General features: G+C 55.2%; 26 protein-coding genes and 1 tRNA gene. 10 read left to right on the top strand and 17 right to left on the bottom strand.

The window, feature by feature from the left end; all coding sequences use genetic code 11:
• Positions 1-2: 2 nt before the first annotated feature.
• Positions 3-1430 carry a cell wall metabolism sensor histidine kinase WalK gene (locus GOW40_RS16730; RefSeq protein WP_171133033.1) on the bottom strand — a complete coding sequence of 476 codons (1428 nt, stop codon included), beginning with the start codon at positions 1428-1430 and terminating at the stop codon, positions 3-5.
• 287 nt (positions 1431-1717) lie between these two features.
• Here GOW40_RS16730 and GOW40_RS16725 point away from each other — a divergent pair, with 287 nt between their 5' ends.
• A complete protein-coding gene (locus GOW40_RS16725; protein ID WP_171231093.1) occupies positions 1718-3064 on the top strand; it encodes a cytochrome P450 in 1347 nt (448 codons plus the stop codon).
• Positions 3065-3067: 3 nt separating this feature from the next.
• On the opposite strand, the gene GOW40_RS16720 is transcribed toward GOW40_RS16725, so the two are convergent.
• On the bottom strand, positions 3068-4201 hold the full coding sequence (locus tag GOW40_RS16720) for a PleD family two-component system response regulator (RefSeq protein ID WP_171133032.1): 1134 nt from the start codon (positions 4199-4201) through the stop codon (positions 3068-3070).
• A gap of 230 nt (positions 4202-4431) precedes the next feature.
• Positions 4432-5181, bottom strand: a complete 750-nt coding sequence (locus GOW40_RS16715; RefSeq protein WP_254430573.1) for an acyl-homoserine-lactone synthase — start codon at positions 5179-5181, stop codon at positions 4432-4434.
• 563 nt (positions 5182-5744) lie between these two features.
• Here GOW40_RS16715 and GOW40_RS16710 point away from each other — a divergent pair.
• Complete coding sequence (locus GOW40_RS16710) at positions 5745-6674, top strand: PleD family two-component system response regulator (RefSeq protein ID WP_171133031.1); 930 nt, start codon at positions 5745-5747, stop codon at positions 6672-6674.
• A gap of 71 nt (positions 6675-6745) precedes the next feature.
• On the opposite strand, the gene GOW40_RS16705 is transcribed toward GOW40_RS16710, so the two are convergent.
• The 5 genes from GOW40_RS16705 to GOW40_RS16685 form a co-directional block, all read right to left on the bottom strand.
• On the bottom strand, positions 6746-7447 hold the full coding sequence (locus GOW40_RS16705) for an aspartate/glutamate racemase family protein (protein WP_171133030.1): 702 nt from the start codon (positions 7445-7447) through the stop codon (positions 6746-6748).
• Positions 7448-7454: 7 nt separating this feature from the next.
• Positions 7455-8441 carry a cobaltochelatase subunit CobS gene (gene cobS, locus GOW40_RS16700; protein WP_171133029.1) on the bottom strand — a complete coding sequence of 329 codons (987 nt, stop codon included), beginning with the start codon at positions 8439-8441 and terminating at the stop codon, positions 7455-7457.
• 145 nt (positions 8442-8586) lie between these two features.
• On the bottom strand, positions 8587-9192 hold the full coding sequence (locus tag GOW40_RS16695) for an isoprenylcysteine carboxylmethyltransferase family protein (RefSeq protein ID WP_171133028.1): 606 nt from the start codon (positions 9190-9192) through the stop codon (positions 8587-8589).
• A gap of 123 nt (positions 9193-9315) precedes the next feature.
• Complete coding sequence (locus GOW40_RS16690; protein ID WP_171133118.1) at positions 9316-10122, bottom strand: ferritin-like domain-containing protein; 807 nt, start codon at positions 10120-10122, stop codon at positions 9316-9318.
• A 35-nt stretch (positions 10123-10157) separates the two neighbouring features.
• Positions 10158-10784: a J domain-containing protein gene (locus GOW40_RS16685; RefSeq protein ID WP_171102426.1), complete on the bottom strand. Its 627-nt coding sequence runs from the start codon at positions 10782-10784 to the stop codon at positions 10158-10160.
• 107 nt (positions 10785-10891) lie between these two features.
• On the opposite strand from GOW40_RS16685, the gene GOW40_RS16680 reads away from it, so the two are divergent.
• Complete coding sequence (locus GOW40_RS16680; RefSeq protein WP_171102425.1) at positions 10892-11146, top strand: BolA family transcriptional regulator; 255 nt, start codon at positions 10892-10894, stop codon at positions 11144-11146.
• A 7-nt stretch (positions 11147-11153) separates the two neighbouring features.
• On the opposite strand, the gene GOW40_RS16675 is transcribed toward GOW40_RS16680, so the two are convergent.
• The 3 genes from GOW40_RS16675 to GOW40_RS16665 form a co-directional block, all read right to left on the bottom strand.
• The gene (locus GOW40_RS16675; protein WP_171102424.1) at positions 11154-11672 is read right to left on the bottom strand and encodes a GNAT family N-acetyltransferase; all 519 of its coding nucleotides are present in this window, start codon (positions 11670-11672) and stop codon (positions 11154-11156) included.
• A complete protein-coding gene (locus GOW40_RS16670) occupies positions 11669-12223 on the bottom strand; it encodes a helix-turn-helix domain-containing protein (protein WP_171102423.1) in 555 nt (184 codons plus the stop codon). The genes GOW40_RS16675 and GOW40_RS16670 overlap by 4 nt, the downstream gene beginning before the upstream one ends.
• A gap of 116 nt (positions 12224-12339) precedes the next feature.
• Entirely contained in the window at positions 12340-13356 is a 1017-nt protein-coding gene (locus GOW40_RS16665; protein WP_171133027.1) for a Fe(3+) ABC transporter substrate-binding protein, read from the bottom strand.
• A 318-nt stretch (positions 13357-13674) separates the two neighbouring features.
• On the opposite strand from GOW40_RS16665, the gene GOW40_RS16660 reads away from it, so the two are divergent.
• A complete protein-coding gene (locus GOW40_RS16660; protein WP_171102421.1) occupies positions 13675-13998 on the top strand; it encodes a SemiSWEET transporter in 324 nt (107 codons plus the stop codon).
• A 76-nt stretch (positions 13999-14074) separates the two neighbouring features.
• On the opposite strand, the gene ykgO is transcribed toward GOW40_RS16660, so the two are convergent.
• Together ykgO and GOW40_RS16650 are read right to left on the bottom strand one after the other, a co-directional pair.
• Positions 14075-14200, bottom strand: a complete 126-nt coding sequence (ykgO, locus tag GOW40_RS16655) for a type B 50S ribosomal protein L36 (RefSeq protein ID WP_008755722.1) — start codon at positions 14198-14200, stop codon at positions 14075-14077.
• Positions 14201-14290: 90 nt separating this feature from the next.
• Positions 14291-14365, bottom strand: a tRNA-Val gene (locus GOW40_RS16650).
• Between the two features lie 147 nt (positions 14366-14512).
• Between GOW40_RS16650 and GOW40_RS16645 the strand changes: the two genes are divergently transcribed.
• Positions 14513-15373 (top strand): N-formylglutamate amidohydrolase, encoded by an 861-nt coding sequence (locus GOW40_RS16645; protein WP_171133026.1) that lies wholly within the window; start codon positions 14513-14515, stop codon positions 15371-15373.
• 3 nt (positions 15374-15376) lie between these two features.
• Here the strand turns inward: GOW40_RS16645 and GOW40_RS16640 are convergent, their stop codons facing one another.
• Positions 15377-16630, bottom strand: coding sequence for a DNA polymerase IV (locus GOW40_RS16640; RefSeq protein WP_171133025.1), 1254 nt, complete (start codon positions 16628-16630; stop codon positions 15377-15379).
• Positions 16631-16718: 88 nt separating this feature from the next.
• On the opposite strand from GOW40_RS16640, the gene GOW40_RS16635 reads away from it, so the two are divergent.
• Complete coding sequence (locus GOW40_RS16635) at positions 16719-17114, top strand: NUDIX hydrolase (protein ID WP_171133024.1); 396 nt, start codon at positions 16719-16721, stop codon at positions 17112-17114.
• A gap of 277 nt (positions 17115-17391) precedes the next feature.
• Here the strand turns inward: GOW40_RS16635 and pyrF are convergent, their stop codons facing one another.
• Positions 17392-18096, bottom strand: coding sequence for an orotidine-5'-phosphate decarboxylase (gene pyrF / locus GOW40_RS16630; RefSeq protein ID WP_171136712.1), 705 nt, complete (start codon positions 18094-18096; stop codon positions 17392-17394).
• A 111-nt stretch (positions 18097-18207) separates the two neighbouring features.
• Here pyrF and GOW40_RS16625 point away from each other — a divergent pair, with 111 nt between their 5' ends.
• Positions 18208-18513, top strand: a complete 306-nt coding sequence (locus tag GOW40_RS16625) for a hypothetical protein (RefSeq protein WP_171133022.1) — start codon at positions 18208-18210, stop codon at positions 18511-18513.
• A gap of 128 nt (positions 18514-18641) precedes the next feature.
• Positions 18642-21260, top strand: coding sequence for an ATP-dependent chaperone ClpB (gene clpB / locus GOW40_RS16620; RefSeq protein ID WP_171133021.1), 2619 nt, complete (start codon positions 18642-18644; stop codon positions 21258-21260).
• 63 nt (positions 21261-21323) lie between these two features.
• Here the strand turns inward: clpB and GOW40_RS16615 are convergent, their stop codons facing one another.
• Positions 21324-22286, bottom strand: a complete 963-nt coding sequence (locus tag GOW40_RS16615; protein WP_217352321.1) for a hypothetical protein — start codon at positions 22284-22286, stop codon at positions 21324-21326.
• Positions 22287-22529: 243 nt separating this feature from the next.
• Between GOW40_RS16615 and msrP the strand changes: the two genes are divergently transcribed.
• Both msrP and msrQ read left to right on the top strand, forming a co-directional pair.
• Positions 22530-23432 carry a protein-methionine-sulfoxide reductase catalytic subunit MsrP gene (gene msrP / locus GOW40_RS16610; protein WP_171133019.1) on the top strand — a complete coding sequence of 301 codons (903 nt, stop codon included), beginning with the start codon at positions 22530-22532 and terminating at the stop codon, positions 23430-23432.
• A 3-nt stretch (positions 23433-23435) separates the two neighbouring features.
• Positions 23436-24050: a protein-methionine-sulfoxide reductase heme-binding subunit MsrQ gene (msrQ, locus tag GOW40_RS16605; RefSeq protein WP_171133018.1), complete on the top strand. Its 615-nt coding sequence runs from the start codon at positions 23436-23438 to the stop codon at positions 24048-24050.
• On the opposite strand, the gene GOW40_RS22065 is transcribed toward msrQ, so the two are convergent.
• On the bottom strand, positions 23963-24306 hold a 344-nt coding region (locus tag GOW40_RS22065), incomplete at its 5' end, for a hypothetical protein (RefSeq protein ID WP_217352320.1). The genes msrQ and GOW40_RS22065 overlap by 88 nt on opposite strands.

The raw sequence follows: 24306 nt of genomic DNA, 5'->3' as shown, positions 1-24306 counted from the left end.
CTTTACTCGGATGGTACTATTCTGGCTTGCGGTATCACCGAAACAGCGGATGCCGCGCGCTCTTCCTTGGTGGACAGCGGAAGATCAACGTAGAACGTGCTGCCTTTGCCAAGTGTGCTTTCGTAATCAATCGTTCCGCCAAAGTGTTCGACAATCTGCTTGGAAATATTCATGCCAAGCCCAGTTCCACCCGCATGACGCTCGTCCGACGAGTCGATCTGTGAGAAACGATCAAACACCTTGTCGCGACTGCCTTGTGGTATTCCGATACCCTGATCCTTGACAAAGAAACGCACGCGGTCGCCGATCCGCTTGCATCCGACAGTGATTTCCCCGCCGTCAAAAGAAAATTTGGCCGCATTGGAAATCATGTTGGTCAAGACCTGCTGAAGACGAACGTCATCGCCTTGCACCAACAGTTCTTCCGTTTTCGGAATATCTTCTTTGATTTCGACGTTGTGGGCGCTGGCAAATCCAAGGTTCGACGAAATCGCCTCGCGGGTCAAAGCCTGAGCGCTGATCGTGATTTCGCGATAACTCATCTCACCGGATTCCATTTTCTGGATGTCCAGGATGTCGTTGATCAACGAGGCCAGCCGCTCACTGTTCTTTCCGGCCAACTGCACGAGGTTCAGCATCTTGTCGGGAACCTCACCCAAAGCACCGGAATTGATCAGGTCAATCGACCCCTTGATCGAAGTTAGGGGCGTGCGAAGCTCGTGGCTAATTGTCGATATGAACTGGGTTTTTGCGACATAGGCCGCTTTTGTTCTTTCATGTTCTTCTTTCAATCTCTCCAACTGTTCCAGATTTCTTCGATAGAGCTTGAGGAAAACAAGCGAACAGTCGATCAGAAAGTACATTACAAAGACAACTGTGAAGAAATGCAGCCAAAGCTCGGACGACAGCGGTGGCCTGACGACCCACAGGTCTTTGACGACAATGATCATGAACGAAATGCCGTACATGGCCAGTCGTACGATCATTGCCCAAACGAATTGATGGTTGTTCATCGCCGCGAACAAGGCAGCTGCGAAAAGGAAGAACAAAGGGGTGAAATGTCCACCGGATTCTTGCTTGAAGGCGACTGAGACGGCGTACAAGCATATGGCGATCGAACTGAGGATAGTGTTTAGCAGTATCCACATGACCATCATTGCGATGGCTTTGTGTTGTTCTGGCCTTAGCTTTGGCACGCGTTTGGCCAGGATAAGGTCCTGAGCTTCGCAAATCAGGATTGTGCCATAAAACAACAGCGCATTTATCGGATCAAAGAAGAACGCGGTCAGTATCGTCGTGGCAAGAAAAATCGCTTGCCGCTGCCACAAGAGCTCAAAGCTCATGGCCGTGTAGTCTTTGATATTCTGCAGTAGCCGGTCTTCCGGTTCGTTCTTTGACCGGGCCAGTTGAGCTGCTTCGATGGCTGTCATTGCAATAACTTCGTTATTCGAACGTTCGTTTCGGTCTTAGCTGAACAATGAGGACGTAGTTGGTCGGAATTGGGTTCACAGTTTGACAATAGTCATCAATCAAGCCCGGTGATTGTTCAGCGCAACCGTTTGGTTGAAACGGTCGAGCCCAAAGACTTCTTGTTGCTTAAGTGCCCGAGTTGAGGCGAAAATTTGGCGATAACGTTGCCAATCCGGAAAATATCTCCGTAAATGGGGCAGAGCGTTCTCGAATATCTTAAAGGAATTACGGTTTGACCGCTGCTGGCATGACGAAAATGAGGCAATTTGATGTCACCCCCGTTTCGGCAAGGCTTGCTGAGGAACCGGTGTCACTTTTGCAATTTGCAAGATCGGCCGGGCGAAACATGCTCGAAGTCATACCGGCAGAAACGTTGCGCGAGACGTATGTTCGCGGCCCTTTGAACATCCATTACATTTGTGATCCGGAAATGATCACGGAACTCCTTGTTGGACAGGGGCGCTCATTTCCAAAGGCGAAGTTCACCAAGGACATCATCGGATCTGCCGTCGGCAACGGTTTGATTTTGTCTGAGGGTGAAAAATGGCGCCAGCAGAGGCGCAGGTATTCGCCGCTTTTCGCGGCCAGAAATCTGCCGGTTCTTGCACGTCACTTTGCCGAAACTGGCATGGAGGTCGCCGACTCGCTGGCCGAAAACGAAGGCCCCGTGGACATGGCTCAAATTGCGCCCGCGTCTACACTGACCAATATCTCTCGGGTGATTTTCTCGGGAAATGAAGAGGTCAGCGCTGAACAGATCCGTGTTGGGCTCATCGCCTATTTTAACTATATTTCTGATCTTTCGCTCTTTGACCTGATGGGATTGCCCAAGTGGTTGCCGCGAAAGAAATGGGTCGTCAGCAAAGCACCCGTTACCAAGATGCGCGATCTGGCGCGACTGGTCATTGAACAACGTCGAGCGCAAAATCGGGAAGAGCCGCAAGACTTTCTGGATTTCATGATCGAAGCGTTGAAGACGGATTTCGAGGACAAGGAAACGACGGTCGATAACCTGCTGACATTTGTCGTGGCCGGCCATGAAACTTCGGCCAATGCTCTGGCGTGGGGTTACTATTTGCTGGCTTTGAACCCGGAAGTCCAAAACAGCATCCGAAACGAGATACTGTCGGTGCGCGCCAGTGGGCCGATTGAATTTGCCGATCTTGAAAAGATGCCATTGCTTCGCGCCCATATCAAAGAAACGCTGCGCCTTTATCCTTCGGCGGCATTCTTTGCGCGCGATGCGACGGCAGATGTTGAAATAAAAGGAATCAAGATCGCAAAGGGCGACGCGCTTTTCTATCCAGTTTATTCACTGCACAGGAATGAGCGACTGTGGGACGCGCCGGCCGAGTACCGACCTGAGCGGTTCATGAACGCCAATTTGCCCCGCGGGCAGTATATTCCGTTCGGAGACGGCCCAAGAATATGCATCGGCGCGCAATATGCAGAAACCGAGATCATGGTCTTGATGGCCTCGTTGCTGAGGCGGATCAATTTCTCGCTTTCTGATTTTGAATTACCCGAGCCGGTTCTAACATTCACAATGCGCACCAGTGGGCCGCTTGTCCTGAATGCCGAACGTGTCAGCTAGGTTTTATTTCCGGGCCAAATAGGAATTGTTCCCGTAAAGCTCTTGCATCACCGTTTCGAATAGACGCCCTGTGCCCTTTTTCTTTGTGTCCGACACATCCTTAGAAACGGGGCGCAACGGTACGATTGTGCCTTTGCGAAAGGCGTCCTCTCGTTCGCTGACCTGATCGAGGGCTTTGTTTAGGGCTGCCGAGACACCGGCCTTGGAAATCGAACGCATGGAAACCGCCGTGCTCATTACAGTTTTCAGATGGACCGAGGCGCATCGGTTGCTGAGGATCATTGCCAGCTTTTGGTTTAGGACCTCTTCTGAGGGTATCTGATCTGTACACTCGCGCCCGTGGGTCACAATTAGGAATACACCGCTGCCGCGATATGAGAAGATAGATTCGCTGTCGCGCGTTACGCCTTCGATACATTCTCCGATGTCAGAGATGGCGCGACGGAAGCCGCCATAGTCGCCCAGATCAAACCGATATTGAGCGTCCTGCAGTTTAACGGCGGTGACCCAGGTGTCTGAGCGGCGCGCGCGCGTCATCTGTTCGAGATAGTTGCTGAATTCAACGCAACGAAGGCAGCGTTTTAGCCCATCAAGAGTAAGCGGATCATCAAACCTGAACTGCTGACTGTGGTCCAATTCTTCGCGCAGGTTCCGGATCGAGGCTGTCGAAGTCTGCGTTTTGATCCGCTCCATCATCAACAGATGTGCTGCATTCATGCGGCTGCGCAACTCGAAGAAATCAAAGGGCTTGGTGATGTAATCGAAGGCACCTTCGAGGAACGCATCTTCGATATGTTTGCGATCGTCCATTGCCGTGAGCATAATTACAGGCGTGTTCTGGTTGCCGGGTACGCGTCGGATTTCGCGCAGCAACTCGATGCCGTTTTTTTCGGGCATCTGAATGTCCAAAAGCAAACAGTCGAAGGGCGTTTTGGCACTTCGAATTAATTCCAAGGCATCGTCGGCTGTTGTGGCGGTTGTGACTTGACAGTTTTCCAATTCAGGCAAGGCAGACTGGAGCATTTCAAGAATGCCGGGTTCATCGTCAACGGCCAACACACTGAGAGTGGCCTGCTTGAGTGCACGCATCTCAAGTTTGCTTTGGAACCGATCGCTGCTGAGATTGACCTGTTTCATACTTGTAACCGCTTCTGACTCGACTAGCCTAGGCACACTAGGAAGCAACTGAGACAAAACGGCGGCGAAATCCAAGAAAACGCACAAGAAATTGGGTAATTTCTTGACGTTATTGAGGCGCGCTTGGATCTTAGCTATCGCGAAAGGTCAAGGCGCGCCACGCGCACGCGAGCAGATTAGGTGCGGTTAGAATGCGGGCGATTGCAGCGCGGTAAGCTGACAAATCTCTTTCAGCTGGCGTAGCTCTCGATGTTGAACAAGACCGATTGGCTCCATGTCCCGTCAATTGAGAATTTTGCACCGATAGGTGATGCGCCAACACCCAGACGGCGTGACCAACGCGCCCAAACCGCAGGGACGATCCCCAAAATTCTTGTCGCACCACCGGCTCGGGCTGCGAGTGTCATTTGATGAAAAAGCTCTTGTTGGATCGCCAATCTGCGCGAAGACGAAACACTATCGCTGATGAAGAACCTAGACGCTTCCCAAACGTTGCTTTTTACAGGTGCGTCAATGAACAATATGTCTGTCGGAAGACCTTTCAAAATGCCGCGTTGCGCATCGCGCAGCATATAGCTGTAAATTCCGCATTGGGCGGTGGTCGGCATCAGCCTGACACCACCAAGAACCTCACCGAATTCATGTAGAACCACCCATTGGCATGCAGGGGTGTCGTATTGGTCGAATTCCATACCGTCTACCTCACCGACCTGCCAGTTCAGCCGGTCGATAAAGATATGCTTACGCATCTCAAGGTATTTTGCGAGCAAAGTGCCGTGCTCATGGATGTTGCGAAAGTTCATGACGGTCGCCTGAACCCCGCCGATTTCACCATGAGGTGTCGGCGACTTGCGCTTCAACGCATATAAATTGCGTTGCGCTCCAGCTGTTGGTGCGGCCCGAGTGTCATTGGCCGGTTGCAGGTCCGGAAAAGCGTCCGGCGCCGGATATTCCTGCGCATACCTGAGTGGTTGGTCCATATTTTTCCCATACATTCGCCACACTTATGACAAGATTCAGCAGGGATTGTCTACAACCTAGTGACGTAAATGGCAGAAATTCCTGATTGTGTGTCACTTTCACCTCCCTCAAGGCGTGTAGAGTGGCACTTGGGTCACAGAAAGCCCAGTTATTAACACTCCGGGCATGCTGGCCTTAGAGGCCCAAGCGCGAAAGGGGTCTGTTAAAATATTGAAAATAAACATAATAAGTTTTTCTTATTTCGATTCGTTTTACCTGCCTCGCAGTCTGATTGTGGCGGGTGGAGAAACGAAAAGATCGGGCCAAATCAGGTGCTGAGGTGGCTTGCATTCTGGATAAAACGCCTCGGCGTTCCCGTTTGACGTGTGTTCGCCCGCTGATCTGTACCGGAATGCCGAAAAGTTTTGGGCAGACATATGCGAGCCAATCTAACGTCACCCTTTTGCCGCTTTCTTTAGTCATACTGTTAAGACCCTATATGTTTCACGCGCCGGATTTCCGAACTATTCACGGTGATCAAAAGCCTTCGGTATGCCCGGTGCAAAGAGGTTGGTGAAAAGTTATGCGTATACTTGCTGTGGACGACGATCCAAGCATTCTGGAGCTTCTCGAAAGCGTGCTTGCCGCCTTTGGCTATGAAGACATTGTGACCGCTAGAAGTGGACAAGAGGCACTTGATATCTTGAATGACCCGAAAGAGGTGTTCGACTGCCTGCTTTTGGATGTTCAGATGCCGCAAATGAATGGCATCGCTCTGTGTGAGGAAGCCAGAAAGCTGCCGGGCTACACGTTTACGCCTATCATCATGGTCACCGCCATGGTGCAAAAGCAGTACATTGATGAAGCGTTTGAGGCAGGCGCGACAGATTATGTAACCAAACCGTTTGAGTTTTCGGATCTGAAGCAACGCCTCGGTGATGCATATCGCATGGCGGCTGAACGACGCGCGGCCATCGAAGTATTCGAAGCAGACGGGTATACGTGGCAAGAGCCCGAAGTATCGAGCGAAATGCGTCTTAGCGATCCGTTATTCTTTGGCGATCTACCGGGTTGTATGGGTCTTTCCGAGTTTGAAAACTATGTGATTCAACTGTCGACCATGCATTCGATGGTTTCGAAAATCGTCGCCATCAAGGTGGCTGATGTCGAGCGTATCTTCCAATCCAGCAGTGCTGCGGAATTCCGCAAAACCATGGGCGCTGCGGGTGCCGCACTGTTGATGGCGACCAAGAACGAACGCAATTTTGCGACCTATTGGGGGAACGGAGTGTTCCTGCTGCTGCTCGACTCTGAAATGGAACTCAGCCCTGGGCAATTGCGCGCACCACTGAGCGAAGTTGCCGACTCGAGCTCGACAGACACCACAATGGCGTTCCAGGTCGGAAAAGAAGTCGCTCTTAAGGCCTCTTCGAAAATGGAAGCGTTGTTCCTGATCGATAAGGCAGTTGAAATGGCCGAGATGATCGAGGACCAGGTTGCTCAATTCGGCTGATCGTTACGGTTTTCGAACGAAACCAAGCCCAAATAGAGAAGGAGAGCTCCCGCTCTCCTTTTTCTTTTCGACTATTCGCTTAGTATGATTTCGGACAGTGAGAGATGACCTGCGGCCAGCTTGGCCAATTGGTCGATATGAACATCAAGTGCATCGACGACGCGATAGCCTGGTGACTGGCCTTCAAAGGCAAGGTTGAGGTCTGTTCCGGCAAGAACAACAGCGTCCGCGCCCAATTCATTAACCATGCGTCGTCCGGCATCCAGAAAGAGGGATCGCTGATCGCCGCTACAGGTACCAGAGACCGCCATGTCCTGATAGGTTTGGGCGAGGGGCTCGAGCTCATCATCGAGCGTAACAGCTTGAGTATGCTGAAGCTGACCGTACAGACGGGTTTCCATCACGACGCGCGTTCCCAACAGGCCGACTTTGGAAAACCCCTGGGTCTGGAAATACGCATCAAGCGGCTTGACCGCCGAAACCAAGGGCAGCGATGATCTTGACACTGTCTCGTCAAAGCAGAAATGACCACCCAAAGACGTGATCGCTGCGCAATCCGCACCTGCGGCCTTCAGCCGGTCGATCAGTCTGGCATATACCTGCGCTTGCGCGTCACGTTGATCCGCCAGGTTGTTGCGGATCAATTCCTGAACGTCGGCATGAACAATGGTCAGTTCAAGCGCCTGTCCCTGCGCGGAAACTGCGGCTGTCAGGCGCTGGTAGTACGCCACCGTCGCAGCAACACCAATTCCCCCGATCAGCCCGATATGCAAAGCAGCTCTAGCCCAGACTTGCGCTTGCTGCGCTCTCAGGCAGTTCCTCGTCAAAGCAACGCTGGTAGAACTCAGCGACGGTCTGACGTTCCAGCTCGTCACATTTGTTCAGGAAGGACAGTCGGAAGGCATAGCCAACATTACGGAAGATCTCGGCGTTCTGCGCCCAGTTGATTACGGTCCGCGGGCTCATGACCGTAGACAGGTCGCCGTTCATGAAGGCGGTCCGGGTCAGGTCGGCCACGGTGACCATCTGGCTGACGGTTTTACGGCCCTCAGCGGTGTTGTAATGCGGCGCTTTTGAGAGAACGATCATCGTCTCGGCATCGTGGCTGAGATAGTTGAGCGTCGACACCAAAGACCAACGGTCCATCTGAGCCTGGTTGATCTGCTGGGTGCCGTGGTAGAGGCCGGTTGTGTCACCCAAGCCAACGGTGTTTGCCGTAGCAAACAAGCGGAAATTGGGGTTCGGCGTAATGATCTCGTTCTGGTCAAGCAAAGTCAGCTTGCCGTCATGTTCCAACACACGCTGGATCACGAACATCACATCCGCACGGCCCGCGTCGTATTCGTCAAACACAATCGCAACAGGATTGCGCAGGGCCCAGGGCAGGATACCCTCGTGGAATTCGGTCACCTGCTTCCCGTCGCGCAATTTGATGGCGTCTTTACCGATCAGGTCGATCCGGCTGATATGGCTGTCCAGGTTCACTCGGACTGCAGGCCAATTCAGGCGGGCAGCGACTTGTTCGATATGGGTGGACTTACCCGTTCCGTGATACCCTTGGATCATGACGCGGCGGTTATGGCTAAAGCCAGCCAGAATCGCCAGCGTGGTTTCAGGGTCGAACTTATAGGTCGGATCGATGGCTGGGACACGATCGGTGGCCTCGGCAAAGCCTTTGACATTCATGTCGCTGTCAATGCCGAACACGTCACGGACCGAGATTTCTTCGGTAGGTTTTGCGTTTACGTCAATCGATCCGTCAGCCATGCGCCTTGTCCTTATCCTGTGGCCCGTTCACCGGGTTTGAACCTGTGTGTGGTGCAACATATTCCGGGTGAGGGCAAGGGAAAGCCGCCCCCGGCGCAAGCTGAACGGATTATTCTTTCAAACTGGCCTTATTGATAGGCCCAGCCTAGTCGAGAAGGGCGTCGCGCACGCGTATCAGACTGCGTTCGTCCACAAAGCGCGGGGTCGATTGCATATAGTCCTGAAAGGCTCGGCCATAGCCATGCAGCAGCCACCGCTCTTCATTGAGGACAAACAAAAAGTAGATCACGAAGAGGATCGCCGCCAGCATCAGCGTTGTCCAGGATCCGCTGGTGATCCCTAACCCAACCGTGGACAGGACCGACGTCACATATTGAGGGTTGCGGGAATAGGCATACATGCCACCGGTCACCAGACCCTCGCTTTCGCAATAGGTGTTGTCGAGGCCCAGAAAACGATAACCCCAAAGCGTTATCCCAAAGGACAGCACCATGATGGGCAGGCCGATGGCATAGCGGATCCAATGGCCCCAACCATTCACCCAAACCTCGCTAAACGCAAAGACTACGGTTGCCCCGCAAAACAGCCGGAACAATCCAAAGGCGGTATGATGTCGCCAGCCGCTGGCGCTTGGCCAGAGCCCAAGTTGCGGGCGCCTCAAGTTCAAAGACAGATAACCGCAAAGCAGCAGGGCCGCGCCCAAGGCGCACCATAATGCCGTCGCGTGAACTGAGAAGATCAGGTTTTCCATATCTAAATCTCCTTTCGGACAAATCGGATATGGGCCTGAACACCGGCCCATACTCGGGGCGGTAACAGGCATTTGTAACAATGACAGGACGTCTAAGGAGGGGGCGTCAGGTTATGCGCTGGATCAGCGCACGTAAGCGGGCAACTCATCAGCCAGGGGCCAGTAGAAATCGGGTGGCAGCCCGGCTTCGGCCCGTTTTTCTTCGTTAAATGGCGGCTTCAGCCCGCCTTTGAAGTATTTTCTGACCAGTGCGTGGAACGCCTCTTTGGGGTCGCTATTGTCGCGCCCGCAGCCAAAGTTGAACCACTTGGCCCCATAGGCCACATGGCTGACCTCTTCGGCATAAATGACCTTTAGGCTTTCGACGGCGTCGGTTGCTCCGGCCTTCTGGAAGATATCGATCATGCCAGGGGTCACATCCAACCCGCGCGCTTCAAGCACCATGGGCACGATGGCCAGTCGGCCTTGCAGGTCTTCCATCGTATCGGTGGCCGCCCGCCACATGCCCGCATGGGCAGGCAGGGCGCCATAAAAACTGCCCATGTTTTTCAGGCAATCGCAGATCAGATTGAAATGCTTGGATTCCTCATCGGCCGCCTTGACCCAATCGTCGTAAAATCCCATGGGCATCGGCACATGGGAAAAGCGCGCGATGATGTCCCAGTGCAGATCCACAGCGTTCAACTCGATATGCGCCACCGCATGCAGCAACGCGATACGCCCTGCCGGGGATCCCGGCTTGCGCTTTGGCACATCGCGCGGGCTGAGCAGTTCGGGCTTTTCCGGGCGCGAGGGGTGATCGGGGGGCGTTGCAGCGCCAATCTCAATCAGTTCACCCCCAGCCCGAGCGGCCTGCCAGCGCGCAGCATAGTCTCGCGACTTCGCGGTTTTTTCACGGCCATCTGCCGTGGTCAGCACGTCGACGGCCATGGCTGTCAACGTCTGCGGCTGTTGCTTGGCCAAAGTCACTTAAAGTTCCGGCTGTCCTTGATTTGATCCCAGGCCCAGACGACTTCTTGCAGTTGTTCTTCCTGACTGCGGTCACCGCCATTCATGTCAGGGTGCAGAACCTTGATCAATTTCTTATAGGCCTTGCGCACTTCTGCCTTGGACCAGCTGTCATTGGCTTCGAGAATTTCGATCGCGCGTCGTTCGGTCGGGGGCAGGCGGCGACCACCGGTACCGGCTGTGCGGCCTTTGTTCTGCGTCCCGTTTGCACCCAGAACCTGATGCGGGTCTTCGATGCCCAGCCGCGCCCAGGCCCGCGCCTCGGGGTCGCCCATGGGCTTGGTTTCCCGCTCCCACACCTTGTCTTTCGAGCGTTGTGCGTTCAGCTCGGCCTCGGTCGTGCCGTCGAAAAAGTTCCATTTCTGGTTATATTCACGCACATGCTGCTGACAGAACCAGTAAAAGTCGTCCAACACATCAGGTGCCTTTGGGGCGCGAAACTTGCCCGGTTCTTCGCAATCGGGATGGTCACAGATGCGGACCGAAGTTTCGGACGCGCCCGACATGCCCCGACGTCCGCGCGGTTTCTTTTTCTTTGCGCTGGATACGGACATATCGAATCCGAACGGATCTGATTTCGTCATGGGCCTGCTCCTTCGAACGCGTCTTTTCGACTCGGAGGCAGCAGTTTAATCTAAGGCTCAGAAAGTAGAAGAGGGGAGCGGCAAGTTTTTTGCCGTCGAGCGGAAAAATGACTGTGACGGATGAAATTCGGGAATGCCTGCAGGCGGCCTTTGACCCCACTGAACTGGAGGTCGTGGACGACAGCGAAAGCCATCGCGGCCATGCAGGGTATCAAGAGGGTGGTGAAAGCCACTTCAATGTGCGGATTCGGGCGGCTGCATTTGACGGGCAGTCACGTGTCGCGCGTCATCGCGCTGTGCATAAGGCCTTGGGCGATATCGTGCCGCGTATTCATGCGCTTGCGTTGGATATTGATACCTGATGCAGGCTCAGCCCAAGTGCTTGAACATATAGGTTGTAGGCTCCAATCGATCGTCGAAGGGGTTACGGCAATAATCCGGGATTTCACCCGCGATTTGAAACCCAAGCTGTTGGTACAAGAGTTTCGACGGATCGGTACTGCGGGTGTCCAGCACAAGTACGGTTCTGTTTAGTTCGGCGGCACGGTCAAAAAGCGATTGCATAAGGCTGCGGCCTAACCCGCGCCGGCGCGCCTCTGGATGAACCAAAAGCTTTGCGACATCGGCGCGATGTGGTTGGTTGGGCATCCCTGCCGGGATCAACTGTGCTGTGCCAAGGATACGCCCGTCTTCGTAAGCTGCAAACAGGTCCACGGCCCCGGTCTGCACGCCCGGTCGCACGGTATCCTGCCAATAGCTTCGCGCGTGATCGCGCGGGAAAGGCAGGATGAACCCAATGCTGGCACCGGTATGAACACAGGCATGCAATATCTCGGTCAGGTCATCCACGGCGCTGTCGAAATAGGCATCGGTCAGGCGGGTAATCATATCAGCACCAAAAGATAGCGGGCCCCGCGTGCGGGGCCGGTTTCAAATCGCGTTGGCCCAGCCAGATGATAGCGTAGGCAATCCCCGGCATTGAGTGCGTGTGCCGTGCCGTCCACCGTAAGCGTCAACGCGCCATCCAGCAAAATCAGATGATGTTCCTGCCCCGGGCGCGGAGGGGTCTCGTAAGAGATGGTTGCGCCCGGTGGCAAATGCCCCTCAAGCACCTCTCCGCTCAACCCCGTCGCTGGCGGTGAGACCGACCGGCGCGTAAAGCCAGTTTCGGGGTCACGCCATTCGGGCTGGCGTTCAAAAGGGATCTTGGGATCGAAACTGTCTTCGACCATCATCAACAGACGCGACATCGGCAGGCCGTAAGCGGCGCAAAGGCGCCCCAGCGTTTCTGCTGTTGGACTGACATCGCCCCGTTCCATGCGGGACAGTGTTGCCCGGCTAACACCGCTGGCCTGCGACAGGTGGTCGAGCGACCAATCGCGAGACTGGCGTAGCTCATTCAATCTGGTAGCGAGGCGGTTTGACAGGTTATCTAGCATCGACCTAAAGTGAGAAGAAATCGCTAATATGAGAATATTGCGATAAAATTATAAGGTAATCAACAGAAAAAGGGGCGCGAAATTGCGCCCCCAGTAGATCGGTGAGTGGATTTTGGTTACTTCCAGCCGACTTCGTTGAAGATCTTCTGCGCTTCGGGGATGTTCTTGGCGACATCCGACAGATCAATCTCATCGGCCTTGAATTCGCCCAGAGCTTTGACCGAGTCCGCAAGTTCGACGTTGACCACAGCCGGGAACTCGTCATTGCCTGCCGAGAAGTATTCTTGGGCCTGATCGCTGGCCAGGTATTCCAGAAACAGGACCGCGTTGTCCTTGTTCGGCGCATTCGCGGCAACGCCAGCGCCCGACAGGTTCATATGAGCGCCATAGCCGTCCTGGTTGGGAAAGATCCACCCGATCATGTCACGTTCGGCGGAAACCCCTTTGACATCCGTGCGGATCGCGCGGGAAAAGTAGTAGGTGTTTGAAACGGCGATATCGCACTCACCCGAAACGATGCCCCGCAGCTGATCTGTATCGCCACCTTGTGGGTCGCGGGCCATGTTCTCGACAATTCCAGCGGCCCAATCTTTGGCGGCCTCGGTTCCTTCATGCGTGATGATCGATGCCAGCAGGGTCTGGTTATAAGTGTTGGTCGACGAGCGGATGCAGACCATGCCCTTGAACTCGGGCTTTGCCAGATCCGCATAGGTGGCTGGTGGAGTATCAACCGTCTCTTTGTTGAAAAAGATGATGCGTCCGCGCTGCGAGAAGCCAAACCACTGGTTATCGCTGTCTTGCAGGTTGGAAGGGATGCGATCTTCCAGCACTTCGCTGTCAATCGCTTGCAGAATCCCAGCGTTCTTGGCGCGTTCAAGACGCGACGTATCCACGGTGAGCAGAATGTCGGCAGGAGAGTTCGCACCCTCGGCTTCCATACGCGAGATCAACTCGTCAGCTTTGCCTTCAATGCGGTTGATCGTGATGCCGGTGGCCTCTTCGAAATCGGTGTATAGCCGTTCGTCCGTGTCATAGTGGCGCGAAGAGTATAGGTTCAGCTCACCTTCGGCGGCGGCTGAAGCTGCGATCAGAGCGGTCAGCGCCGCAGCAACGCAGGTGGAAGATTTCAACATATCGATTCCCAAGTTGAATTTCGTGGCGGGCTTCAACCCGACTGTTTCAGTCAATTATACCATTTTGCTGAGGATGCAAGTAAAACTGACAGAATTAGTAAACTTAAATCCGGGGGCAGTTTTCGCTTCGGCAATCTGCCAGTTTTCACAGGCTTGATGTCTCGTGTTCCGGTGAACGCGAAGCCGGCATCGCACAAGAAAAGTCGCGCAAACTGCGATTTCAAAGGTATTGGTTGTCGGGGGTGTTCGGGCTAGGGTTTGCGTGATTTTATTCGGTCACGACCGGAACGGTGCATCACATTGACGACGAGGGTTCTCATGGCGGAAACGCTTGCTGAAAAACTGGAAAAGTCGGATCTTGGCCATTGGTTGGCGCGGTTTGAAAGCTTCATGATCTTTGTCGGCGTCGCGGGCCCGTTCGCGACGGTGCCGCAGCTTATCAAGCTCTACTTCACCCATTCCCAACATGCCGAAGGCCAGTCGCTTATATCCTGGTCGCTTTATGCGCTGCTGTCCCTTTTGTGGTTCGTCTACGGTTTAGTGGTGGGCAAGTTGCCGATCTATCTGGGCAACGGGATTTCCATGGTCCTGAACCTGCTGATGGTGTTCGGAATCATGTTGCACGCCGGCTATACGTTCTAGTTGGCAATCGTTTGGACCAAAAACAAAAAAACCGCGCCCAAAAGCGCGGTTTTTTTGAATTCGATTTATGCTGTTCTCAGCCCTGACGTGCTTTGAACTTGCGCTGCGTCTTGTTGATCACGTAGACGCGGCCTTTGCGACGCACAATACGGCAATCGCGGTGCCGGTTCTTGAGCGAGCGGAGCGAGTTCTTGACCTTCATGGTCTGTCTCCAATCTGCGGCGCCTTCATCAAGGACGTGGCCAGCGCCTGGGTTACTCGGGTGTCCCGGAAGCCCGGAACAGTGAAATCATGGTGGGCGGTACAAGGATCGAACTTGTGACCCCTTCGATGTCAACGAAGTGCTCTACCGCTGAGCTAACCGCCCATGAACCTTTGCGTGACCTGCCCCATAACGAAATGGGGCGCGGAACCCCGCGCCGGTAGCGGGCTCTATAAAAGGAGTCGGAAAGGGGATCAAGGGGTTTGGAAGAACTATTTTCCAGTCTATGTTCGTATCCGACAAGGAGACCTTATGCACAGTTCAGCCTACGTTCTGGATATGCCCGAAACGCGCAGTTCATGCGTGGTGTTTGCTTCACCTCACAGCGGTCGGCGCTATCCTGACTCGCTTTTACGGCACTCGGTATTGGGGCAACATGCGATTCGGTCTTCGGAAGATGCCTTTGTAGATCAATTGTTTGCCTCGGCACCAGCACATGGAGCTCCGTTGATCGCAGCTGCGATGCCGCGGGCTTATCTGGATCTGAATCGCAGCGCGGAAGAGCTTGACCCCGCCTTGATCCAGGGCGCGCGGAGGCAGGGGCACAATCCGCGCGTCGCGTCAGGGCTGGGTGTGATTCCCCGCGTTGTTGCCAATGGGCGGGCCATCTACCGGGGCAAGCTGACAATGGATGAGGCGCGCTTGCGCATCGATACCTATTGGCGCCCCTATCATACGCGGCTCAAATCGCTTCTGCTGGAGTCTCACAAACAGTTCGGGCACGCGATTCTGGTGGATTGCCATTCGATGCCACATGAAGCTGTCGCGCTGAGCGGGCCCACCAACTCGAAGCATCCCGAGATTGTTCTGGGTGATCGGTTTGGTGCGTCTGCAGCACCTGAGATTGTCGATCATATCGAAAGCGCCTTTGTCGCGGCCGGTTTCAGGGTTGCACGGAATGCACCTTTTGCCGGGGCATATGTCACGCAGACGTATGGTCGCCCGATGCGGAATCAGCACGCGGTTCAGATCGAGATTGATCGGGCGCTTTATATGGACGAAGACCGGATCGAACCGAATGCCAATTTCCTGAACTTCCGGCAGGTTCTGCAAGACGTGATCTCAGACATTTGCCGTCTATGCCAGAACCAAACACCGCTGGCAGCCGAATAGCGCTCAGCGCAATGCGCGGCCTTTCAGGATCGCGTCCGAACCAAACCGCTTTCTGATTTCATCCGTCGCGCGTTCGGCCTGCGACCTTTGGGTCGCGCCGGGATCAAGAAGGTCGCCCGATATGTCGGCCTGATCTTCGCTGCAAAGATCCGACAGGCCGCAGCCCAGCAGCCGATAGGGACCCTCGTCACCAACCTGATCGAACAATGCGCGCGCGGTGCGATAGATGCGGTCTGCAATCTGCGTCGGATCGCGCAGCGACACGCGCCGGGTGATAATCTTGTGATTGGCTTTCTTCAGCTTCAGAGTGACCACGCGCCCCGCCAGACCTTTGGCTTTGGCCCGATCGGCCACTTTTTCAGACATACGCCAAATATGGCCATCCAGTATGATGGTGCTGGCAGTGTCTTCGAAGAATGTGGTCTCATTGCTGATAGACTTCATCGGTTCATGGGCCGAGACGCGGCGTTTGTCCTGGCCCCGTGCAAGATGCCACAGCCGATATCCTGTTGATCCAAACCTTGCGGTCAGCGCCTCTTGATCCCAGCGCAAGAGGTCCGAGAAGGTTCGAATACCAGCGCGCTCCAGCGACTCTTGCGCAGCAGGGCCGATCCCCCAGATCAAACGTACCGGTTTGTCATACAGGAAGGACGCTGTTTCCGCCTTTCCGATCACCGAGAACCCGCGCGGCTTGTCGAGGTCCGAGGCCACTTTGGCCAGGAATTTGTTGTGGCTCAGCCCGATCGAGCCGGTCAGGCCCAGCTCATCCTTCATGCGTTTGACCAGACGGGCCAGCATGACGGCGGGTGGGGCGCCATGCAGACGCTGCGTGCCGGACAGATCCATGAACGCTTCATCCAACGAAAGTGGTTCGACCACGGGTGTCAGCTCATCCATCATCTTGCGGATCTCGCGCGACACCTCGGCATAAACCGACATCCGCGGCCGGATCACAACGGCGTCGGGACAAAGCTGCAGGGCTTTGAACATCGGCATTGCCGAGCGTACACCGCGAATGCGCGCCACATAGCAAGCCGTGGAAACGACCCCGCGCTTTCCACCGCCGATGATCACAGGCTTATCCGCCAGCTCTGGGTTGTCGCGTTTCTCGACCGAGGCATAGAACGCATCGCAATCCATATGCGCAATGGTGAGGTCGAACAGTTCAGGATGCGATGTAATCCGTGGGCTGCCACAGCTGGGGCAGCGCCGTTGGTCATCAAGACATGTTAGGCAATCTCGGCACAGGCCGGGCATGTTATATTGATCCAGTATAATGCGCTTTGGCGCGAAGTGGGATATGCCCTAAAGGCTAATGTGTCGGGTGCAAAAGGGAAAGCCAGTGATGGAGTTCAACGGAGCGAAGGTGGCGTTGTTCTTGGGCGCCGATCTTTTGGTCATTCGACGCGACAGTCACAAACCCATACCGTTTCCGGGGCATCTGGATTTTCCGGGAGGCGGCCGAGAGGACGACGAGAGCCCACAGGATTGTGTGATACGCGAAACTCTTGAGGAACTAGGGTTGGGTTTGAAGCCTTCTGATATTGTCTGGTCACGGCAATACGATCAGAATTGGTTTTTTGTCGCCCAAAGACCGCCAACAGATCGAGATCAGATCGTGTTCGGGGACGAAGGGCAGGGATGGCAGATGATGACGCCCAAAGGATTCGAGGCGCACCCTTTGGCAGTTCCTCACCTGATAACACGGCTGCAGGACTACCTTGCGGATACCCAGCACTGAACCGAAACATCATCTGTTTGAAAGAAACCCCCCGCATTAAAGAGTGCGGGGGAAGGTGACGGACCTCAGGAAGACACGGCCCGCGGGGAGTATTCCCTGCTAGAATCGCCGAAAACACAGTTTTTCGATAGCGTGGAACCGCATGTGTGCAATCTACGGAATGTGTTGTGTGGTTTCGGGCACAGGGGCAAATTGGCGTAGAATCGGCAAAACTGACGTAAGGTCAACCTGTTGGACCGCGAAGCTGTAAGATTTTTGTGGCCAACCGCCGGTGCGTTCAATGCCGTGTCAAAGAATTTAACTCGTTCAGAACCGCCTGCGCGGCCGCTTTTGGATCATCCGCTTGATGGATCGGGCGACCGACAACGATGTGATCTGCGCCGTCACTGATGGCGCTGGCGGGTGTAGCCACGCGTTTCTGATCCCCCAACGCTGCCCCTGCCGGGCGCACACCGGGAGTGACGATCAGACGGCCATCGGCTTGGGGCAGGGCACGGATCAGGGCGGCCTCCTGCGGGCTGGCAATTACACCGTCGGCCCCGGCCTCCAGCGCCTTGGCCGCGCGCTCGACAACCAGATCCTGGACATCGCCAGCTTTGAGCAAACTGGCGTCCAGATCGTCTCGGTTAAGAGAAGTAAGAATTGTCACCGCCAGGATCTTCAGATCCTTCCCCGAAGCGCCTTCTTTTGCCGCACGCACCACATGTGGGTCGCCATGAACCGTCAGAAAATCCAGATCAAACTGCGCCAACCCCCGCACGGCGCTTTCGACCGTATTGCCAATGTCAAACAGCTTCATATCCAGAAAGATGCGTTTGCCATGGTCATGTTTCAGTTCATTGGCCAAAGCGAGCCCGCCACCGGTCAGCATACCAAGCCCGATCTTATAGAAAGACACGCTGTCGCCCAGCCGTTCGGCCAGTGCCAGCCCCTGCAGGGCGTTGGGAACATCAAGGGCAACGATCAGACGGTCATCAGACATTGGGGGGCTCCTTTTTGGCAAACGTCTGCGTCCTAGCGGGTTCGGGCGCTTGTGTCCATGCAAGTGGTGCGGTCTCGTGATAAACTGGGGTATTCTTTGAAAGGGACCGATATGAAAAAGCTGGTTTTGTTCTGTCTTGCCTTGGCTGCCTGTCAGCAAACACCTTCTGAAACCTCGGTTGATGCGGTTGTCCCTCCGAATGATGATCTGCGATTTGTCGGCGGCTATCGGTCCACAGATGATGAGTGTCAATTGACCGGTGAAACCGCGTTCACCGTGAATTTTCTGGATGACGCGGCTGATCTTGTCTCGTGCCCTTCCGGCAGCGATGTGGCGCGGTCTTTGGTCGAGATGTATGGCGCTCGCGAGGTTGCGATGACAGGGGGATACACTCTCTATTCAGTACCTCGCAGATAGGGTGGGAATTTGCGGATCAGCCTCTTGAACCGGCAGAGATATTTCCCAGATTGAATGTGAGGCCTCGACCGATGCGTGCCGCCAAGCGGGCGCAGAATACAAGAGGCGCTTTGAAAAGGAGAGAACGCATGGACTTGAACAAGTTCACCGAGCGGGCACGGGGATTCGTGCAGGCGGCGCAGACCATTGCACTGCGCGAAGGACACCAGAGGCTGGAGCCCACACACATACTCAAGGCATTGATGGATGACGATCAGGGGCTGGCCAGCAACCTGATCACACGCGCGGGCGGCGCGCCGGCCCGCGTGGTTGAAGCGCTGGACGCTGCGATGGGCAAGATCCCGAAGGTCAGCGGTGATGCAAGCCAGATCTATATGGACAGTCAGACCGCCAAGGTTCTGGACGAGGCCGAGAAGATCGCCGCTAAGGCGGGCGATAGTTTTGTGCCGGTCGAACGGGTTCTGATGGCGCTGTGCATGGTGAAGTCCAAAGCCAAAGAGGCCTTGGAGGCAGGAGCGGTATCGGCCCAGAAACTCAATGAGGCGATCAATGACATCCGTAAAGGGCGCACCGCCGACACCGCGTCGGCGGAAGAAGGCTATGACGCGCTCAAGAAATATGCGCGAGACCTGACCGAGGCGGCCGCCGAAGGCAAGATCGACCCGATTATTGGGCGCGACGAAGAGATACGCCGCTCGATGCAGGTTCTGTCTCGCCGTACCAAGAACAATCCGGTTCTGATCGGGGAACCCGGCGTTGGTAAAACCGCAATTGCCGAGGGCATGGCCCTGCGCATCATCAACGGTGACGTGCCGGAATCCCTGAAAGACAAGAAACTGCTCGCGCTCGACATGGGCGCGCTGATTGCCGGTGCGAAATACCGGGGCGAGTTCGAAGAACGCCTCAAGGCGGTTCTGACCGAGGTCACTGAAGCCGCTGGTGAGATCATATTGTTCATCGATGAGATGCATACGCTTGTCGGGGCCGGTAAATCCGATGGCGCGATGGATGCTGCCAACCTGATCAAGCCTGCGCTTGCCCGCGGTGAGCTGCATTGTATCGGTGCGACCACTCTGGATGAATATCGCAAATACGTTGAAAAAGACGCGGCCCTTGCCCGTCGCTTTCAGCCTGTGATGGTGCAGGAGCCGACGGTCGAGGACACGATCAGCATCCTGCGCGGGATCAAGGAGAAGTACGAACTGCACCACGGCGTGCGCATCTCGGATTCGGCGCTGGTGTCGGCTGCGACGCTCTCGCATCGCTATATCACCGACCGTTTCCTGCCCGACAAAGCCATCGACCTGGTCGATGAGGCGGCTTCGCGTTTGCGGATGGAGGTTGATAGTAAGCCCGAAGAGTTGGACCAGTTGGACCGTCAGATCTTGCAGATGCAGATCGAGGAAGAAGCGCTGAAGCTTGAGGATGATGCGGCGTCGAAGGATCGTCTGGAAACCTTGCAAAAGGATCTGGCAGACCTGCAGGAGCAATCTGCCGAGATGACCGCCCAGTGGCAGGCCGAGCGCGACAAGCTTGCCGGCGCGCGTGATCTTAAAGAGCAGCTCGACAAGGCACGGGCTGACCTTGAGATCGCCAAGCGCGAAGGCAATCTGGCGAAAGCGGGTGAGCTGTCCTATGGCATCATACCCGAGCTTGAGAAACAGCTGACCGAGGCCGAGAACGCCGAAAGCAACGCAATGATGGCCGAGGAAACCGTGCGGCCGGAACAGATCGCATCCGTGGTCGAGCGCTGGACAGGTATCCCGACCGCCAAAATGCTGGAAGGCGAGCGTGAGAAGCTGCTGCGGATGGAAGACGATCTGCACTCCCGCGTGATCGGTCAGGATGCGGCGGTCACCGCCGTGGCCAATGCGGTGCGCCGTGCGCGTGCGGGTCTGAACGACGAAGGGCGCCCGCTGGGCTCGTTCCTGTTCCTTGGACCCACTGGCGTGGGTAAAACCGAGCTGACCAAGGCCGTGGCGAATTTCCTGTTTGACGATGACAATGCGATGGTGCGCATCGATATGTCTGAGTTTATGGAGAAGCACGCGGTTGCTCGTCTGATCGGTGCCCCTCCGGGCTATGTCGGTTATGACGAAGGCGGTGTGCTGACCGAAGCGGTGCGGCGCAGGCCCTATCAGGTCGTGCTGTTTGACGAGGTCGAAAAGGCGCATCCGGATGTGTTCAACGTACTGTTGCAGGTTCTCGATGATGGTGTTCTGACCGATGGTCAGGGCCGCACCGTGGACTTCAAACAGACGCTGATCATCCTGACGTCGAACCTCGGGTCTCAGGCGCTCAGCCAATTGCCCGAGGGTGCAGATAGCGCACAGGCACGGCGGGATGTGATGGACGCGGTCCGGGCGCATTTCCGGCCCGAATTCCTGAACCGCCTGGACGAGACCATCATCTTTGACCGGCTCAAGCGGGCCGATATGGATGGCATCGTCGATATCCAGATGGCACGTTTGCAGAAACGTCTGGCTGCCCGCAAGATCGAGCTGGCTTTGGACGATAGCGCAAGGGAATGGCTGGCCAACGAAGGCTATGACCCGGTCTTTGGGGCACGTCCGCTCAAGCGTGTGATCCAGCGTGCGCTGCAGAACCCTCTGGCAGAGGCGCTGCTGGCTGGTGAGATCAAGGACGGCGAGACCATCCCTGTGACTGCCGGTTCGGATGGGCTGATCATCGGGGATCGCCTGGGCACTTCAGAACGCCCACGTCCCGACGATGCCGTCGTGCATTGATCTGTCCGAATAAATAAGACAAGCCCTGCCACCCTGGCAGGGCTTACCTATTTTGGTAATTTGCTAGCTATCGCGAAATTCACGACTTTTGCGCAAGGCGCGGAGATCTTCAGCTGACATACGCGGGCCCGAAGGTTGTGCGCCAAATGGAGCCGCGGCAAGCGGCTGATCCTTAGTCTCTGGCATTGGGACAAATGCACCGTCACCGCGTAGTTTCAAATAGGCTAGAACGCCACCCGCGCATTGTAGGCTGAGCGTCCAAATACCGATAATAAAGACCGCTACAACTATGACCCAATAGTGCTGAAACACCGCTATCATATTCGACCAGGAAGGATCGGCCTTGTACACAGGCGGATTGGCAAATGCGGGGTTTCCGTCGGCATATGCAGCAAACCCAATGCCTGCGGCGATAATCAGGATCACCATCAGCACGTAGCTTAGCGTTATCAGACTGAATAAAGGCAGAAAGGACTTCCCGATATTTCTAAACGGTGTGTAGGGCCGGTCATTGGGATCAAGGCCGAGTGCGGCCGCTGCCATCGGCACCATCAGAAGCGCGCGCACTGCCGAGAACCCCAAAATGACAATCAGCGCCACCACAGGGTTGTGCTCTGAAAGCACGGCGCTGAGTGGTTCGACAGGAGCGGGTTCGAAGCCGTTGCTCAATCCGGTTAGGGAGGTGGTCAATTGCAGCCCAATGATTGGGGCCAACAACAAGCCGCCCAGGATAGCCTCGGTTGCCCCGTACATAAGAGCGGGTGCCACGAGCTTTTTGTAACCGCCACGCGGGGTCATGTTTCTTGCCAGAAACCCAAGTCGGTTTCCTACCAGAATAGGGATCACAGCAGATGAAACACTGATGAAGAAGAAAACAATGAAATAGAGACCGGGTAGCAGCAGGTTTATCAACAAACCCACCAATCCGCCTGCCAGCCCATACAGGAATAGGGCAACAAGCATGACCGGAAAGACAAGAACAAACCGCCACAATATGGAAAATGACAGCGGGAAGGCTTTGAACACAAGCAATTCGACTATCCCAAAATAAACTTTGTTTGCGATGCAAGATATTCGATCGCAGGAATGCTTTCGACAGGAATGGCGGAAAGTTCGCAATCGTTTTGCGCAGAGTTGCTTTAGCGCCGCAGCAACGGACTTTGGGTTTTCATTACAGCTTAGTCTCTTAATCGTTACGCGTGTTTCCTTGGCTCTGTGCTAACAAACGCTATCTCGAACACCGAGCAAAGTTATAAGACGGAGACCGGAATGGCGCATCGCTGGACCAACACTTTGACACATGCTGACGTAACGCCGCGATCGGCGTTTCTGAACCGGCGGCAAATCATGGCTGGGCTGGCAGGTGTCGGGCTGACGGCGATGGCACGTCCAGCCGCCGCGCAAGAGGCGCTGGAGCCGAACACTTGGGAAGAAATCACAAGCTACAACAATTTCTACGAATTCGGGACGCGCAAAGACGACCCTGCGAAATACGCGCATACTCTGGTCACCGAACCATGGAGCGTCCAAATCGACGGCCTTGTCGATCGTCCCGGAGACTATGATTTCCAAGACATCATGTCCGAGATGACGGTTGAAGAGCGAATCTATCGCTTTCGCTGTGTCGAAGCCTGGTCGATGGTGATCCCGTGGAATGGGTTCGAACTGGCGGACCTGCTTAACATGGCAGGTGTGCAAGAAGGTGCCAAATACGTGGCCTTCGAAACGGCCTATCGCCCGGACGAGATGCCCGGCACGCGTTTTCCGGTTTTGGAATGGCCTTACCGTGAAGGATTGCGCCTGGATGAGGCGATGCACCCGCTGACGATCATGGCGACCGGTATCTATGATCGTCCGATCCCGAACCAGAACGGCGCGCCTCTGCGGTTGGTGGTTCCGTGGAAATACGGGTTCAAGTCTATCAAGTCGATTGTAAAGATCACCCTGACCGAAGACGAACCACCCACAAGCTGGAACATGTCAGCACCGCACGAATACGGATTCTACAGCAACGTAAACCCGAATGTGAACCACCCGCGCTGGTCGCAGGCCAGCGAGCGCCAGGTGGGCGGTGGCCTCTTTGCCAAGCGCATTCCGACGCTGATGTTCAATGGCTACGAAGCAGAAGTTGCTGGCCTCTATGAAGGCATGGACCTGAGGGAGAACTACTAAACCATGTCAGCAGTGAACCAGGCTCTTCGCAGAATCCCGGTTTGGGCGGTGTATCTTTTGGGGGCGATACCCGCTCCTTGGCTTCTCTATCGCGCGCTTACGGGTGGTCTGGGCGTCGAGCCGATCTCCGCGCTTGAACATAAGCTGGGCGAGTTGGCTCTGCAATTGTTGATCCTTGGCCTGGCAGTAACGCCCTTGCGCCAGTATCTGGGTTTGAACCTGCTGAAATTCCGCCGGGCCATTGGCGTTCTCGCCTTTTCCTATGTCACCCTGCACCTTTTGGTCTGGCTGTTTCTGGATGTTCAGGTGCTGGGTCAGATTTGGGCGGACATCGTTAAGCGTCCATACATCACCGTCGGCATGGCTGGATTTCTTTTGCTGGTTCCTTTGGCAGTAACGTCGAACAATTGTTCTGTTCGGCGTTTGGGTCCGCGATGGCGCAAACTGCATGTCCTCGTTTATCCGGCGGTTTTGTTAGGCGGGCTCCATTACGTGATGCTGGCCAAAGGGTTTCAACCAGAACCCTTGATTTACCTTTCGGTCATATCCGGCCTGCTGCTGCTCCGCTTGCCGCTTTCAAGCTTGATGACGCGCTCAAGACGGATCGATTCCGCCTGACAGGACCTGAGTCTGTGGGTAACCATGTGTATAAGCGTCGTGCCGCTCTGCTCTGGGGTGATGATCTTGCCTTCATCAACAGGTTTCGCTGGTGGATGGGCATTTAAGCTATTGATAAATAATATATTTGATAATTTTTTCGCTTTTTCTCGGATTTCATGTTTTTTCTTCTTGCGGAAGTTTTGAGTATTACTTAGAACGCCCTTCACCGGCGCAGCTGAGGTTGTGCGGACCCACTGGAGAGACGGTGTGACGG

The sequence above is a fragment of the Ruegeria sp. HKCCA6707 genome (assembly GCF_013033515.1).
Taxonomy (GTDB): domain Bacteria; phylum Pseudomonadota; class Alphaproteobacteria; order Rhodobacterales; family Rhodobacteraceae; genus Ruegeria.
Note: the sequence above shows the minus strand (reverse complement) of the source record. Positions and strands in the feature narration are given on the sequence as shown.

Coding starts and splice junctions, on each gene's coding strand:
- cobS (WP_171133029.1), bottom strand. CDS start 8,441: ATGGCTGACGGATCGATTGACGTAAACGCAAAACCTACCGAAGAAATC.
- GOW40_RS16730 (WP_171133033.1), bottom strand. CDS start 1,430: ATGACAGCCATCGAAGCAGCTCAACTGGCCCGGTCAAAGAACGAACCG.
- ykgO (WP_008755722.1), bottom strand. CDS start 14,200: ATGAAGGTCAAGAACTCGCTCCGCTCGCTCAAGAACCGGCACCGCGAT.
- GOW40_RS16725 (WP_171231093.1), top strand. CDS start 1,718: ATGACGAAAATGAGGCAATTTGATGTCACCCCCGTTTCGGCAAGGCTT.
- GOW40_RS16675 (WP_171102424.1), bottom strand. CDS start 11,672: ATGATTACCCGCCTGACCGATGCCTATTTCGACAGCGCCGTGGATGAC.
- msrP (WP_171133019.1), top strand. CDS start 22,530: ATGGCGCATCGCTGGACCAACACTTTGACACATGCTGACGTAACGCCG.
- GOW40_RS16710 (WP_171133031.1), top strand. CDS start 5,745: ATGCGTATACTTGCTGTGGACGACGATCCAAGCATTCTGGAGCTTCTC.
- GOW40_RS16635 (WP_171133024.1), top strand. CDS start 16,719: ATGGAGTTCAACGGAGCGAAGGTGGCGTTGTTCTTGGGCGCCGATCTT.
- GOW40_RS16715 (WP_254430573.1), bottom strand. CDS start 5,181: ATGGACCAACCACTCAGGTATGCGCAGGAATATCCGGCGCCGGACGCT.
- GOW40_RS16670 (WP_171102423.1), bottom strand. CDS start 12,223: ATGCTAGATAACCTGTCAAACCGCCTCGCTACCAGATTGAATGAGCTA.
- GOW40_RS16660 (WP_171102421.1), top strand. CDS start 13,675: ATGGCGGAAACGCTTGCTGAAAAACTGGAAAAGTCGGATCTTGGCCAT.
- GOW40_RS16665 (WP_171133027.1), bottom strand. CDS start 13,356: ATGTTGAAATCTTCCACCTGCGTTGCTGCGGCGCTGACCGCTCTGATC.
- GOW40_RS16645 (WP_171133026.1), top strand. CDS start 14,513: ATGCACAGTTCAGCCTACGTTCTGGATATGCCCGAAACGCGCAGTTCA.
- GOW40_RS16695 (WP_171133028.1), bottom strand. CDS start 9,192: ATGGAAAACCTGATCTTCTCAGTTCACGCGACGGCATTATGGTGCGCC.
- GOW40_RS16640 (WP_171133025.1), bottom strand. CDS start 16,630: ATGCCCGGCCTGTGCCGAGATTGCCTAACATGTCTTGATGACCAACGG.
- GOW40_RS16720 (WP_171133032.1), bottom strand. CDS start 4,201: ATGAAACAGGTCAATCTCAGCAGCGATCGGTTCCAAAGCAAACTTGAG.
- clpB (WP_171133021.1), top strand. CDS start 18,642: ATGGACTTGAACAAGTTCACCGAGCGGGCACGGGGATTCGTGCAGGCG.
- GOW40_RS16685 (WP_171102426.1), bottom strand. CDS start 10,784: ATGACGAAATCAGATCCGTTCGGATTCGATATGTCCGTATCCAGCGCA.
- pyrF (WP_171136712.1), bottom strand. CDS start 18,096: ATGTCTGATGACCGTCTGATCGTTGCCCTTGATGTTCCCAACGCCCTG.
- GOW40_RS16690 (WP_171133118.1), bottom strand. CDS start 10,122: ATGGCCGTCGACGTGCTGACCACGGCAGATGGCCGTGAAAAAACCGCG.
- GOW40_RS16680 (WP_171102425.1), top strand. CDS start 10,892: ATGACTGTGACGGATGAAATTCGGGAATGCCTGCAGGCGGCCTTTGAC.
- GOW40_RS16625 (WP_171133022.1), top strand. CDS start 18,208: ATGAAAAAGCTGGTTTTGTTCTGTCTTGCCTTGGCTGCCTGTCAGCAA.
- msrQ (WP_171133018.1), top strand. CDS start 23,436: ATGTCAGCAGTGAACCAGGCTCTTCGCAGAATCCCGGTTTGGGCGGTG.